Genomic DNA, 14,071 nt, shown 5'->3' on the forward strand with positions numbered 1-14,071 from the left:
GTGATGTTCACTCAAGTGCCGCAGCCACTGGTCTATGCCGAAGCCTTGCTGGCGCAGTTCGCCAGCCTGTCGCGCGCGGCGGACGGTGCTGCGCTGCTGGGTGACTTCGTGCGCGGTCTGGCCGGGCTGAGCGGTTGCGAACTGACGCAGCTGTACCTGTTGGACGCCACGCACACGTCGCTGGGGATGAATGCCGAATGCCTCGACGGTGTGCTGCAACCGCGCAGCGCGGCGAGCCTGCCGGCGGACTACAACGGCGAGCAACTGTTGCAGTTCGCCCTGTGCCAGAACCGCGTGGTGTGCCTCGACGACCTGGGCGGCAGCCTGCACGAAACCAGTTTTCTGCCGGCGTCGTCCACGCCTTGGCAATCACTGTTGTGCGTGCCGCTGGTCAATCAGCAGAAGGCCGTCGAGGGTCTGTTGCTGTGCGCCAGCCGTCGGCATGTCGACCTGCAAGGCTTCGCCGATTCCCTCGGCCAGCTCGGCTCGTTCGTGCTGGGTCAGCTGCATCTGCTGCAACGCCTGCGCCAGCCAGTGGATGCGGCCGCGCCGGTCGTGCGCAGTTTGCCGAGCGCCAGCGGTTACGGCCTGATCGGCAAAAGCGCGGCGATGCGCCAGACCTATTCGCTGATCAGCAAAGTCCTGCACAGCCCGTACACCGTGCTGTTGCGTGGCGAGACCGGCACCGGCAAGGAAGTGGTCGCGCGGGCGATCCACGATTGCGGCCCGCGCCGATCCCAGGCGTTCATCGTGCAGAACTGCGCGGCATTCCCGGAAAACCTGCTGGAAAGCGAGCTGTTCGGCTACCGCAAAGGTGCGTTCACCGGGGCCGACCGTGACCGCGCGGGCCTGTTCGACGCGGCCAACGGCGGCACCCTGTTGCTCGACGAAATCGGCGACATGCCGCTGTCGCTGCAAGCCAAGTTGTTGCGTGTTCTGCAGGAAGGCGAGATCCGACCGCTGGGTTCCAACGACACCCACAAGATCGACGTGCGCATCATCGCCGCGACGCACCGCGATCTGTCTGTGCTGGTCAGCGAAGGCAAATTCCGTGAGGACCTTTACTACCGCCTCGCGCAGTTCCCGATCGAGTTGCCGGCCCTGCGTCAGCGCGAAGGCGACATCCTCGACCTGGCCAGACACTTCGCCGACAAGGCTTGCACCTTCCTGCAACGTGATCCGGTGCGCTGGTCGGACGCGGCCCTGGAACATTTGTCCGGTTACACCTTCCCCGGCAATGTGCGTGAGCTCAAAGGCCTGGTCGAGCGCGCGGTGTTGTTGTGCGAGGGCGGCGAGTTGCTGGCCGAGCATTTCTCGCTGCGCCTGGAATTGACGCCGGCGCCGGAAGACCACTGCGGCCTGAATCTGCGCGAACGACTGGAAGCGGTCGAACGCAATCTGCTGCTTGATTGCCTGCGCAAGAACGACGGCAACCAGACGCTCGCCGCACGCGAACTGGGCTTGCCACGCCGCACGCTGCTGTACCGGCTCGGCCGCTTGAACATCAATCTGGGTGATTTCGATGGGTAGGCGAAAGTCCGTCGGATTCACCTCGAAAACCTGTTTCAGCGCCGCCCGCGAGGGTCGGCGCTTTGTGCTTTGTCTACACCTGGAGACCCTCTGATGTCTGTTCGTCACTGGCACGCTGTCCTGCTGACCCTCGTCGTTCTATGCGGCCTCGGCGGTTGCAGCGGCAATTACAAATTCAACGATAACGATTACCGCCCGTTGGGTGATCCGCAGGCGGTCAATCGCGGCAAGTGACCGCAAGGAGCATCAAACATGGAATTGGTTTTCGAAATGCTGAACACCAAGCAGTTCGTGCCCACCGAGCTGTGCCAGCGGACCTTCAAACAGGCCGGCGGCGTGATCGGGCGGGGCGAGGACTGCGACTGGATCATCCCTGACCGCAAGCGTCACTTGTCCAATCATCACGCGATCGTCAGCTATCGCGAGGGCACGTTTTTCCTGACCGACACCAGCAGCAACGGTGTTCAGGACGGCGACAGCGGCGCACGCCTGCACAAGGGCGAACCGGTGCGTATCGAGCACGGCAGCACCTACGTGCTGGGCGACTTCGAGATTCGTGCGCGCCTGGTGCGCGACCCGGCGACCTTCGACGGTGAAGTCGGCCTGCCCCGCGCCGCCGGCAGCATCATTCCGGACGACGCGTTCCTCGACCTCGACCCGTTGAAATCGCTGGAGCAGCAAGAGCGCGTGTACTCGGAGTTCGAGGAAATGCTCGCACCGGTGACCGACCCTGAAGACTCCCGTCAGCGCGCCGACTACGCGCGCATCGACATGGAAAGCCTGATGGTGCCGGAGTTGATCGTCGAGCCCACGCCAGAACCTGCGCCGGCGCCGAAAGCGGTCGAGCGTCAGAGCGAAACCTTCTGGGATAGATTCGGCGCAGCCCTCGGCGTGAACGTGAAGAACCTCAGCCACGACGAGCGAGAAGCCCTCGCGCTGAACGCTGCACGTCTGCTGCGCCAGAGCATCGGCGGTCTGCAACAGAGCTTGCGCACCCGTTCGGAGCTGAAGAACGAACTGCGTCTGGCCCAGACCACCGTGCAAGGCACCAACAAGAACCCGCTGAAATTCGCCGTCGATCCGAGCGAAGCGCTGGACATCCTGTTGCAGCCGCACAAGCCGGGTCACTTGCCGGCCGAGCAGGCGATCTCCCGTGCGTTCCGCGACTTGCAGGCGCATCAGGTAGCGCTGCTGACCGCCAGCCGCGCGGCGGTGCGCGGCACTTTGGAGCACTTCTCGCCAGAGCAACTGACCTTGCGTTTCGAGCGTGACAACAAGCCGTTGCTCGCCACCGCCGGCGGGCGCTGGAGAGCGTTCAACCGTTATCACCATGCGCTGCGTCAGGACGACGACTGGAGCGAGCGTCTGCTGGCCCGCGACTTCGCCCAGGCCTACGAAGAACAGATCCGCCTGATCTCCACCCTCCACACCGACCACCAAGGATGATGCGCATGTCTCGCCGCTCGACCGCTTTTTTCAAGACGCTGACCGCGCTCACCCTGATGGTGCTGCTCGCCGGTTGCTCGTCGCTGTCGCCGTATTCGAAAGTGACCAAGATCAACCTGAAGCTGACCGGCAGCGACCAGCTGAACCCGGACCTCAACGGTCGTCCGTCGCCGATCGTGGTGCGCCTGTTCGAACTCAAGCACCCGGTGACGTTCGAGAACGCCGATTTCTTCAGCCTCTACGAGCGCGCCAAGGAATCCCTCAACCCGGATCTGGTGGCCAGCGAAGAACTCGAACTGCGCCCGGGTGAAACCGTGGAACTGAAACTCAGCGTGGAGGAGGGCAGTCGCTTCATCGGCATCCTCGCCGCGTACCGTGACCTGCCGGAAACCAAGTGGCGCCACACGTTCCCGATCACGCCGCTGGAAGTCACCGAAGCCGATCTGACTCTGGATCAGGCCGGTATCCGCAAGACCAACGAAGTGCTCGCCAAGGCGGATGACTGACCATGAATACCCATAAAGTCATCTGGCAGGAAGGCATGCTGCTGCGTCCGCAGCACTTCCAGCACAACGACCGCTACTACGATCACCAGATGAAGACCCGCACCCAGTTGCTGGGCGGCTACACCTGGGGTTTCCTGAATCTGGAGATCGACTTGCAGTTCCTCAACATGGGCAAACTGGTGATCAGTGAAGCCTCGGGGATCCTGCCGGACGGCAGCCTGTTCGAACTCGGCGGCAACACCGAACCGCTGGCCCTGGACATTCCGCCGAACACCGGCAACATGCCGGTTTACCTGGCGCTGCCGCTGGTCACCGGTAACCACATCGAGGCCCGTCGCCCGGAGCAGTCGGACGTGCTGGCGCGCTACACCGCGTATGACGCCGAAGTGGCCGACTCCAACGCCGGTGATGATTCCGCCAGCCAGGTCAGCTGCGGTCGCCCGGACTTCAAGCTGTTGCTCGGCGAGCAGCAGAGCGACCAGGCCTACGTGAAGCTGAAAATCTGCGACGTGCTCGACACCACGCCGGACGGCGTGATCAGCCTCGATCCGGATTTCGTGCCGACCTACATTCAGGCCCACGCTTCCAGCTACCTGCTGTCGTGCCTGAAAGAAGTGATCAGCATGCTCGGTCACCGGGGCGACACCATTGCCGAGCGCATCCGTTCGAACGGCAAGGTCGGTGGCGCGGAAATCGGCGACTTCATGATGCTGCAACTGATCAACCGCACCGAACTGCTGCTGCGCCACTACCTGGGTCTGGAGCAGGTTCATCCGGAAGAGTTGTACCGCACGCTGCTGACCATGCTCGGTGATCTGGCGACCTTCTCCAGCGACAGCAAACGCCCGCGCCTGGACAGCCGTTACTCCCACGCCGACCAGGGTGCGAGCTTCCGCAAACTGATGGAGTCGATCCGTCAGGTACTGTCGATGGTGCTGGAACAGCACGCTATCGAACTGATCCTGCAAGCGCGTCAGTACGGGATCATCGTGTCGCCGCTGCACGACCACAAACTGCTGGGCTCGGCGTCGTTCGTGCTGGCAGCCAGTGCCAACTGCGACTCCGAAGAACTGCGCAACCGCTTGCCTGCGCACCTCAAGGTCGGCCCGGTGGAACGCATCCGCCAACTGGTCAACCTGCACCTGCCGGGGATCAAGGTCAAACCGTTGCCGGTGGCCCCGCGGCAGATCGCGTTCCATTCGAACAAAACCTATTTCATCCTCGAACTCAGTTCCGAAGACCTGGCGCAACTCGAGCGCTCCGGCGGCTTCGCGTTCCACGTGTCCGGCGAATTCGCCGAGCTTGAACTGAAATTCTGGGCCATCAGGAACTGACCGACATGATCAAGGACATGGAACACAACCAGGACGACAAAACCGTCCTGCTCGACCGTCAGGGCCATGGCCCGGCGGCGAGTCCGCTGACCGACTTCGCTGCGCCACCGCGCTTTGAACAACTGGAAGAACGGATGATCTACGCCGCGCGCCTGCGCCCGGCGGAAGCCTTCAATATCAGCCTCAATTCGCTGGTGGCCGCCTCTTCCGAATTGCTGTCGGAAGTGGTGCGCCTCAAACACAGCGACACCCGCGAAGACCTCTACGCGCTCAACGAGCGCCTGACCGCCGGGCTCAAGCTGTTTGAAGTGCGTGCCCTGCACAACGGCGCCGAAAGCAGCCAGGTGATGGCCGCCCGTTACGTGCTCTGCACCGTGGTCGACGAAGCCGTCGTGACCACGCCGTGGGGCAACGAAAGCGAGTGGTCGCAGATGAGCCTGCTCAGTAGTTTCCACAACGAAACCTTCGGTGGTGAGAAGTTCTTCCAGCTGCTCGATCGGCTGTCGAAAAACCCGGTCAAGCACCTGCCGATGCTGGAGCTGATGTACCTGTGCCTGTCCCTCGGTTTCGAGGGCAAGTACCGCGTGCAGGCACGCGGCATGCTGGAACTCGAAGGCATCCGCGACGCCCTGTACCGGCAGATCCGCCAGTTGCGTGGCGATGTGCCGCGTGAATTGTCGCCGCAGTGGGAAGGCCTCAACGATCAGCGTCGCAACCTGGTGCGCATCGTGCCGGCGTGGATGGTGGTGCTGTTCACCTTCGTCTGTCTGGTGATGATGTATTCGGGCTTCGCCTGGGTCTTGGGCGAGCAGCGCGACACCGTTCTGCAACCTTATCAGCCGCTTGATCCGGCCGCGGCCCAGCCGCAGTCGCAGCCGTAAACAGGGACGTGTGATGAAAAAGTTTTTCAAGAAAGTCGGCGCCTTCCTGCGCCAGACCTGGGTCTGGACTCTGCTGCTGGTGCTGTTCGTGGCACTGCTGGTGTGGTTCGTCGGCCCGTTGTTGGCAGTGGATGATTACAAGTTCTGGGAGAGTTCCACCTCGCGCTTGCTGACCATCGCCGTGCTGTTCCTGATCTGGGGCCTGACCATGGTCTTCGTCAGCTGGCGCGCCGGCATCCGCAAGAAAGCCGTCGAAGAAACCGAAGACGGCCAGGACCGTATCCGCCGTGACGAACTGATCGAAGAAGAGCAGAAGGAGTTGAAGGAGCGTTTCAAGGACGCCCTGAAAACCCTCAAGACTTCGAGCCTGTATCGCGGCCGCAGCGAGCGCTGGCGCAGTGACTTGCCGTGGTACTTGCTGATCGGCCCGCAGGCCAGCGGCAAGACCAGCCTGCTGGACTTCTCCGGGCTGGAATTCCCGATCAACAAGATCGACCGCAAGCTGACCCGCGACACCCACGGCACCCGTCATTGCGACTGGTACTTCGCCGATCACGGCGTGCTGATCGACACCGCCGGCCGCTACCTGACCCAACCGGATTCGGAAGTCGACGGCAGCGCCTGGACCACTCTGCTGGAGCTGCTGCGCAAGCGTCGTCGCGGTCGTCCGCTGAACGGCGTGCTGGTGACCATTCCGGTGGAAACCCTGACCAGTGGCAGCGAGCAGGACATCGACACTCTGGCTCGCCAGGTGCGCGCGCGTCTGCAAGACGTCTATCAGAAGCTGCACGTCGACGTGCCGGTGTATCTGGTGCTGAGCAAGGCTGACAAGCTGCTGGGCTTCGACGAGTTCTTCGACCAACTGACCCGCGAAGAAAGCGATCAGGTGCTGGGGACCAGTTTCCGCAAGGATCAGGTCGGCACCGACGTGGCCGTGTTGCGCAACGAGTTCGAAGAGCTGCTGCGTCGCCTCAACAGCCAGGTGATCATGCGCATGCACTCCGAGCGCGACACCCAGCGCCGTGGCCGCATCCTCGATTTCCCGCACCAGATGGGCCAGATCGGCGAGCGCCTGTGCCTGTTCGTCGACATGGCCTTCACCGGCAACCGCTACCAGCGTGCGACGCTGCTGCGTGGTTTCTACCTGACCAGTGCTCCGCATCTGACTAAGGAAATGGATTCGACCACTGCCGGTATCGGCGCGAGTCTGGGCATGAGGGCCGGCGTGCTGCCGACATTGCGCAGCGGTCGTTCGCGTTTCATCCACCATTTGCTCAGCCGCGTGATTTTCCCCGAGTCCGACCTCGCCGGTCTGGACAAGCGCGAGCGCAGCCGCATCCATTGGGGCCAGCGTGCGTTGTACGTCGGTGCATTGGGCGCGCTGGTGCTGTTCGGCATGCTCTGGGCCGGTGGTTTCTCGGCCAACTGGGAGCGTCTGGAAAACCTGCGCAATCTGGCGCAGAACTGGACCCAGCAACGCACGGCACTGTCGCCGCGCGATGACGCCATGGGCACGCTGAAAACCCTCGACACCAGCTACGCCGCGACCCAGGTGTTCCCGAAGAAAGGCGACGCTGCGTACCACGAGCGGATGGGGCTGTATCAGGGCCAGGACGTCAATCCGGTGGTCAAGGAGGCTTACGAGCACGAGCTCGAAAAGCAACTGCTGCCGCGCGTTGCAACGATGCTTGAAGGCCAGATCCGCGCCAACATGAAGGACCGCGAAAAGCTGATCAACAGCCTGCGCGCGTACCTGATGTTGAACATGAAGGATCGTCGCGACGCGGCATGGCTCAAGGACTGGATCGCGGCGGACTGGTCGCAGCGTTACACCGGCAACACCGCAGTGCAGAACGGTCTGAACACGCACCTCGAGCGTCTGTTGCAGCAGCCGTTTATCTATCCGCTCAACGAGCAACTGGTGACCCAGGCGCGTCAGATCCTGCGCAGCGAGTCGCTGGCGACCGTGGTTTACCGCATGCTCCGCGAGCAGGCGCGCAACCTGCCGGATTACCGTTTCAGCCAGCACCTCGGGCCGCAGGGCTCGCTGTTCATCGGCACCGAATACGTGATTCCGGGCTTCTACACCCAGACCGGCTATCAGCAGTATTTCTCGGTGCAGGGCGCATCGCTGGTCACCGACATCCTGCGTGACAACTGGGTGCTGGGCGAAGGCGCGGGCATCAGCGACATGGACTTGCGTCGCCTGATGGTCGAGCTGGAACAACTGTACTTCCGCGACTACGCCAACTATTGGAGCGAAGCGGTTGGCCAGGTGGCACTGCCGCCGATCAGCGATGCCGGTGAAGGCGCCGAGCAACTGGCGGGCCTGACTTCGGCCAACTCGCCGGTGCTGGCGCTGCTGACCGAAGTGCGTGAGAACACTCGTTTCCCGGCGGCCCCTGAGCCGGTGGATGAAGCCGGTGACGCCGCCGATGCACTGGCAGGCCAGAAGGGCAAACTGGGCAAGGTCGGCAAGCTCGCTTCCGTTGTCGCCGACAAGGCTTCGGCCATGAACGTGGCGAAGAATCTGCCGGACACTGCCAAGAAGTCGCTGCAACGTCGCTTCGAGCCGCTGCATAAACTGCTCGACGACAACAACGGCCCGGCCGCTGACCTGACCCCGGCCTTCACCGCGCTCAACGACCTGCAACTGCAACTGGCGGGCCTGGCCCGTTCCAGCACGCCGGAGCAGGCCGCGTTCGAACTGGCCAAGACCCGCATGAGCGGCCAGCGTGATGCGCTGACCAACCTGCGCAATGCGTCCGGCCGTCTGCCGCGTCCGCTGAGCGTGTGGTTCAACGTGCTGGCCGAAGACTCGTGGCGTCTGGTGCTCAACGATGCCTACCAATACCTGAACGGCCGCTATCAGAACGAGCTGTACAGCGTGTATGGCAAAACCATCAGCAAGCGCTATCCGTTCAGCGCCTCCAGCACCAGCGATGTGGCGATCAGCGATTTCCGCGAGTTCTTCCGGGCGCAAGGCACCATCGACCGCTTCTTCGACAACTACATGCGTCCGTTCGTCAGCGGTGATCCGGGCAACTACCGGATGCGCAGCATCGATGGTCGCAGCCTGCCGGTGTCCAAGGTCTTCCTCGACCAGATGGCGGCTGCACTGAACATTCGCCAGAGCTTCTTCTCGATCAACCCGGCCGAACCGACTGTGCAGTTCAAGCTTGAGCCGTACACCCTCGATCCGGCGGTCAGCCGTTCGGAGTTCAAATTTGGCGACAAGACCATGGAATACCGCCACGGTCCGATTCTGCCCATGAGCTTCAAGTGGCCGACCGATGCTGAAGACGGTCGCACCAGCCTGGTCATGGACAAGATGGCAGGGCGCCCGATCGGCATCGAGAAGAACTCCGGCCCGTGGTCGCTGTTCCGTCTGTTCGACCTGATGCAGACCGAGTACCTGACCGGTCGCGACGTGCTGGTGTTGAAAGCCGACGTAGGTGGCCTGCGCGCCAACTACCTGCTGACCAGCCAGCGCACGCCGAATCCGTTCGACATGGGCGTGATGCGTACCTTCCGTATGCCGGTGCAGCTCTGATGCTGGTGGCCAGTCCCTGGCGCAGCGCGGCGCGAACCGACCCGGGCAAGGTGCGGTCGCGCAACGAAGATGCCTTCCTCGACACCCCGCAGCATGGGCTGTGGGTGGTCGCGGACGGCATGGGCGGTCATCAGGGTGGCGATATCGCCAGCCAGTTGATCGTCGCCAGCCTGGCTGAACTGCCGCAGCACGAGGACTTCGACGAACGCCTCAAAGCCATCCGCCAGTGCCTGCACTGGCTGAACCGACGCCTGGGGCAAGAGTTGACTGTCACCGCCGGGCGTCACGACAGCATCATGGGCAGCACCGTTGTGGCGCTGTTGGTGGAAGGTAATCGCGCGGCTTGCATCTGGGCCGGTGACAGCCGCTGCTACCTGTGGCGCGGGCAGCGCTTGTATCAGCTGTCGAAGGATCATTCGCTGCAGCAGCAGCTGATCGACGAGCAACAGATGAGCGTCGAGCAGGCGGCGGCGCACCCGGCCGCCCAAGCCCTGACCCGGGCCGTGGGCGCGGCGGAACAGTTGACCCTGGATGTGCTGGAACTCGAGGTGTATCCGGGCGATGTGTTCCTGCTGTGCAGTGATGGTTTGTATCAAGGCCTGAGCAGTGATGCCCTCGGCAACGCTCTCAGTCTGGCGGCGCCGCATGTGGCGCTGGAACGTCTGTTCGACGGCGCCCTGCGTGGCGCCGCTCGCGACAACCTGACGGCCGTGGTGATCCGCCAATGACTGAAATCGAATCTTCAGTCGACGACTTGCTGATGAGCGAAGAGCAGGCCAATAACCTGACCTATTTCGCTTTCGCGAAGCAGCACAACGCCGAACCCGCGCTGGCGCCGACCAAGGCCAGCGTCGGCGAACTGCCGGACGTTCTGGCAGGCCGCTATCACCTCGAGCGCCTGCTCGGGGCCGGCGGCATGGGTGCGGTTTACCGGGCCCGGGATCTGCTGCACGAACAGTTCGGCGATCCCGATCCTTACATTGCGCTGAAAATCCTCAGCGAAGAATTTGCCGAGTCGCCGGACGCCAGTGCCTTGCTCTACAGCGAGTTCGCCCTGACCCGACGCCTGCGTCACGACAACGTGCTGCGACCGCACACGTTCGAAGTGGACACCGATTGCCAGCGGGCCTTCATCACCATGGAGCTCATGCGTGGCCTGACCCTGGACAAACTGCTCTGCGAGCGGCCACTGGGCCTGCCGTGGAAAGAACTGCGCGACATCGCGCTGCCGTTGCTCGACGCGCTGGCCTACGCCCACCGTCGCGGCGTGCTGCACGGTGACATGAAACCGAGCAACGTCATGCTCAGCGAAGACGGCGTGCGCCTGTTCGACTTCGGTCTCGGGCAGGCCGAGGAGGGCATCCTGCCCGGCCTGCCGCACCTGAGCCGCGAGCGCTTCAACGCCTGGACCCCGGGCTACGCCGCCCCCGAACTGCTTGAGGGCCGACCGCTGTCGGCCAGCGCGGACGTGTACGGCGTGGCCTGCGTGATCTATGAACTGGCGGGCGGCAAACACCCGTTCCGCCGCTTGCCCTCGACCCAGGCCCGTGACGAACACCTGGATCGCGAACTGCAAGCCCCGGCAAATCTGCCGACCCACTGTTGGCCGGCGCTGCGCACCGCGCTGGCCTTTGACGCGGCAGAGCGCAACATTTCTGCCGACCAATTGCGTGACGCCTTGGGCGCCACTTCGTCCTGGTTGCAGCGTTTGCGGCTGAGGGCGTAACGGATGACATTCGAACAGGGAGCACACTATGTTCAACCCAGCTAACGAAACGCACTTCAGCCTCACGGTCGAAGACTACGTAGGCGACCTGCAAGTCCTGTCGTTCACCGGCACCGAGGGCATCAGCCAGCCGTTTCGCTTCGACCTCGAACTGGTCAGCGAAAACCCGGATCTGGACCTGGAAAAACTCCTGCACAAACAGGCGTTCCTGGCGCTCGACCCGCAAGGCTCGGGCATTCACGGCCAGATCTACCGCGTTGCCCAGGGCGATGCCGGCAAGCGCCTGACCCGCTACAAGGTTTCGCTGGTGCCGCAGCTGCAATACCTGCATCACCGCACCAACCAGCGTATCTACCAGCAGATGTCGGCGCCGAAAATCATCGCGCTGATCCTCGACGAGCACGGCATCAAGGGCAACGCCTACAGCTTCCAGCTCAGCCAGCCGTGCCCGGATCGCGATTACTGCGTGCAGTACGACGAAACCGACCTGCACTTCGTCCAGCGTCTGTGCGAAGAAGAAGGCATTCACTACCACTTCCAGCACAGCAAGAAAGGCCACCTGCTGGTGTTCGGCGATGACCAGACCGTGTTCCCCAACCTCGGCCAGCCGACCGCGTATGTGCAGGGTAGCGGCATGGTCGCCGAAGAACCGGTGATCAAAGGCTTCAAGCTGCGCCTGGAAACCCGCACCAGCCGCACCACCCGCCGCGACTACGACTTCGAAAAGCCGCGTCTGCAAATGGAAGCGGCCTACAAGCCGGACGGCGAGAGCACTGAACCGGATCTGGAAGACTACGACTACCCCGGCCGCTTCATCGACCGTGCGCGAGGCAAGTTCCTCAGCCAGCGCGCCCTCGAACGCCACCGCGCCGACTACCGTCAGGCCGAAGGCCGCAGCGACCAGACCAAACTGGTCAGCGGCCACTTCATGGAAATGTCCGACCACCCGCGCAGCGAGTGGAACGACCTGTGGCTGCTCACCGAAATATTCCACGAAGGCAAACAGCCGCAAGTCCTCGAAGAATCGGTAACCAGCGACACCACCGACAACAAGGACGACTTCCACCAGGGCTACCGCAACCGCTTCCTCGCCACCCCGTGGGACGTGTTCTACCGCCCGGCGCTGGAACACCCGAAACCCCGCGTCCTCGGCAGCCAGACCGCCATGGTCACCGGCCCCAAAGGCGAAGAAATCCACTGCGACCAGTACGGCCGCATCAAGGTGCAATTCCACTGGGACCGCGAAGGCCTGGCCGACGACAAGACCAGCTGCTGGCTGCGGGTCTCCAGCTCCTGGGCCGGCGACCGCTACGGCGCCATCTCCATCCCGCGCATCGGCATGGAAGTCCTCGTCACCTTCCTCGAAGGCGACCCCGACCAGCCACTGGTCACCGGCTGCCTGTACCACAAGGAAAACCCGGTGCCCTACGCCTTGCCGGCGAACAAGACCCGCAGCGTCTTCAAAACCCTCAGCTCCCCGGGCGGCGGTGGCTACAACGAACTGCGCATCGAAGACAAAAAAGGCGCCGAACAAATCTTCATCCACGCCCAGCGCGACTGGGACGAAAACGTCGAACACGACCAGAAGATCCGCGTCGGCAACGAACGCCACGACACCGTGGTGAAGAACACCTACACCGAACTCAAGGCCGAAGAACACCGCACCACCATCAGCGACCGCAAGATCGAAGCACGGCTGGACGACCACCTGACTATTGGTGAAAGCCAGCATGTGAAGCTCGGGACGGCGCAACTGACCAGCGTCGGGAAAGAGATACACATCAAGGCGGGAGACAAGATCGTCATCGAGGCCGGTTCCGAACTGACGATTCTCGGCGGCGGCAGTTTCATCAAGCTCGATGGCGGTGGTGTGACGGTGGTTGGGCCGGTTGTGAAGATCAATGCCGGCGGCTCGCCGGGTGCGGGCACTGGCATCGGGATCAAACCGCCGGTGCTGCCGGGGGCGGCGGATAAGGATAAGGCGGGGAGTTTGATGGATCAGGCGTTGTTGAATGCGCCGCCTGAGAAGGTTAAGCCGAAGGCTTTTTTTGTGTTTTCTGAGTGATCGACATGAATGGTTTTTTGAAGAAAAGGCACGGTTTCGCGGTAGCGGCTTTCACCGCCTCGCTGCTGAGCCTGTTTCATGGCAGCGCTTATGCTGATGATTGTCCGTCTGAGGACTTTTCCCAATTCCTGACGGCGTTCTCTGCGAATGCTGAAACTCAGCAGCGGTTGACTGCGATGACGGTGAAGTCGCTTGTTTTGAAGCCAGTGGGAGAACACGGAGTTTTTGAGCCACAAACGACGGGAGTCAAGAGCTCCAGTTTGCCATTTCCGCTCATGTCGCCTGTGGGCACAGACAAGACTGAACGCGTGGTGGTCGAAGCGATCGACGATAGCCATTTCAACGTAGTGGACAAGCGAGCAGGTAACAGCCACATCAAGATCTTCAACTTTTCTCGCCAAGCGTGTTGGGTGCTTGAGGGTGTTGAAGATTGGTCGATCAGAGAGAAAGATCTCGTAGAGGCGAGCAATGCCCACATGAGCGAGGCAGAGAACTTTTGCTTCCAGCGTGCAGAAGCCTTCAGAGGCCTGGGGGGGTTAGAGCAGTACCGACTCACAGGTGAGTTATTTGAAGCTTCTTTGGAAAACTACCTATGCGCAGCAGCTTCCGGTGATCCTCAGGCTAGTTTGAATGCTGCAAGTTTGAGCCTTTCTGGCATGGCTCCGCAGCTAGAAACTAATAAGGTTGAACAGCTATTCAAGGCAGCAGCGACCACTTTGCCTGAGGGTGCGATGAGCCTTTCGTTGTTTTATTGCGATGGAAACAATGTTTCCTCTAATGCTCCATGCCAGCATCCAGCAGAGGCTGAAGAAGCGTTGACGCAGGCGGCCCGTATGGGAGATGCCTTTGCAACAAATGCACTCGGTCGAGCTTTTGAAACTGGAGAATTGGTTACTAAGGACATGTCCAAGGCGATTGCCTGCTACCAACTCGCTGCCCAAAAAGGCAGCAAAGGGTCTATCGCACATTTGGAACGTCTGAATAAGCAGCCTGCTGGAATTGCTAAAGCCAGCTATTGCTATTGATTATT

11 protein-coding genes are annotated in these 14,071 nt (G+C 62.1%); all 11 read left to right on the plus strand.

Annotated features, from left to right (window positions below; translation table 11 throughout):
- The first annotated feature begins 3 nt into the window (after positions 1-3).
- The 11 genes from MKZ87_RS20060 to MKZ87_RS20110 all read left to right on the plus strand — a co-directional run bounded on the left by MKZ87_RS20060 (position 4) and on the right by MKZ87_RS20110 (position 14,066).
- Complete coding sequence (locus MKZ87_RS20060) at positions 4-1,530, plus strand: sigma-54 interaction domain-containing protein (protein WP_085696798.1); 1,527 nt, start codon at positions 4-6, stop codon at positions 1,528-1,530.
- 93 nt (positions 1,531-1,623) lie between these two features.
- Positions 1,624-1,764 carry a hypothetical protein gene (locus tag MKZ87_RS20065; protein ID WP_003229566.1) on the plus strand — a complete coding sequence of 47 codons (141 nt, stop codon included), beginning with the start codon at positions 1,624-1,626 and terminating at the stop codon, positions 1,762-1,764.
- Positions 1,765-1,782: 18 nt separating this feature from the next.
- A complete protein-coding gene (gene tagH, locus MKZ87_RS20070) occupies positions 1,783-2,976 on the plus strand; it encodes a type VI secretion system-associated FHA domain protein TagH (RefSeq protein ID WP_085702308.1) in 1,194 nt (397 codons plus the stop codon).
- A gap of 5 nt (positions 2,977-2,981) precedes the next feature.
- Positions 2,982-3,482: a type VI secretion system lipoprotein TssJ gene (gene tssJ, locus MKZ87_RS20075; protein ID WP_007954386.1), complete on the plus strand. Its 501-nt coding sequence runs from the start codon at positions 2,982-2,984 to the stop codon at positions 3,480-3,482.
- 2 nt (positions 3,483-3,484) lie between these two features.
- Positions 3,485-4,816: a type VI secretion system baseplate subunit TssK gene (tssK, locus tag MKZ87_RS20080; protein ID WP_085696800.1), complete on the plus strand. Its 1,332-nt coding sequence runs from the start codon at positions 3,485-3,487 to the stop codon at positions 4,814-4,816.
- 5 nt (positions 4,817-4,821) lie between these two features.
- Positions 4,822-5,697, plus strand: a complete 876-nt coding sequence (gene icmH, locus MKZ87_RS20085; RefSeq protein WP_085696801.1) for a type IVB secretion system protein IcmH/DotU — start codon at positions 4,822-4,824, stop codon at positions 5,695-5,697.
- Positions 5,698-5,710: 13 nt separating this feature from the next.
- Positions 5,711-9,250, plus strand: coding sequence for a type VI secretion system membrane subunit TssM (gene tssM, locus MKZ87_RS20090; protein WP_085702309.1), 3,540 nt, complete (start codon positions 5,711-5,713; stop codon positions 9,248-9,250).
- Positions 9,250-9,978: a PP2C family protein-serine/threonine phosphatase gene (locus tag MKZ87_RS20095; protein ID WP_085696803.1), complete on the plus strand. Its 729-nt coding sequence runs from the start codon at positions 9,250-9,252 to the stop codon at positions 9,976-9,978. Before tssM ends, MKZ87_RS20095 begins: the two co-directional genes overlap by 1 nt.
- Entirely contained in the window at positions 9,975-10,976 is a 1,002-nt protein-coding gene (locus MKZ87_RS20100; RefSeq protein ID WP_085702310.1) for a serine/threonine-protein kinase, read from the plus strand. Before MKZ87_RS20095 ends, MKZ87_RS20100 begins: the two co-directional genes overlap by 4 nt.
- Before the next feature lie 28 nt (positions 10,977-11,004).
- Positions 11,005-13,041, plus strand: coding sequence for a type VI secretion system tip protein VgrG (locus tag MKZ87_RS20105; protein WP_085702311.1), 2,037 nt, complete (start codon positions 11,005-11,007; stop codon positions 13,039-13,041).
- Positions 13,042-13,046: 5 nt separating this feature from the next.
- Positions 13,047-14,066, plus strand: coding sequence for a tetratricopeptide repeat protein (locus MKZ87_RS20110; RefSeq protein ID WP_266201891.1), 1,020 nt, complete (start codon positions 13,047-13,049; stop codon positions 14,064-14,066).
- The last annotated feature ends 5 nt before the right edge of the window (positions 14,067-14,071 follow it).

The sequence above is a fragment of the Pseudomonas sp. MCal1 genome (assembly GCF_026341415.1).
Taxonomy (GTDB): domain Bacteria; phylum Pseudomonadota; class Gammaproteobacteria; order Pseudomonadales; family Pseudomonadaceae; genus Aquipseudomonas.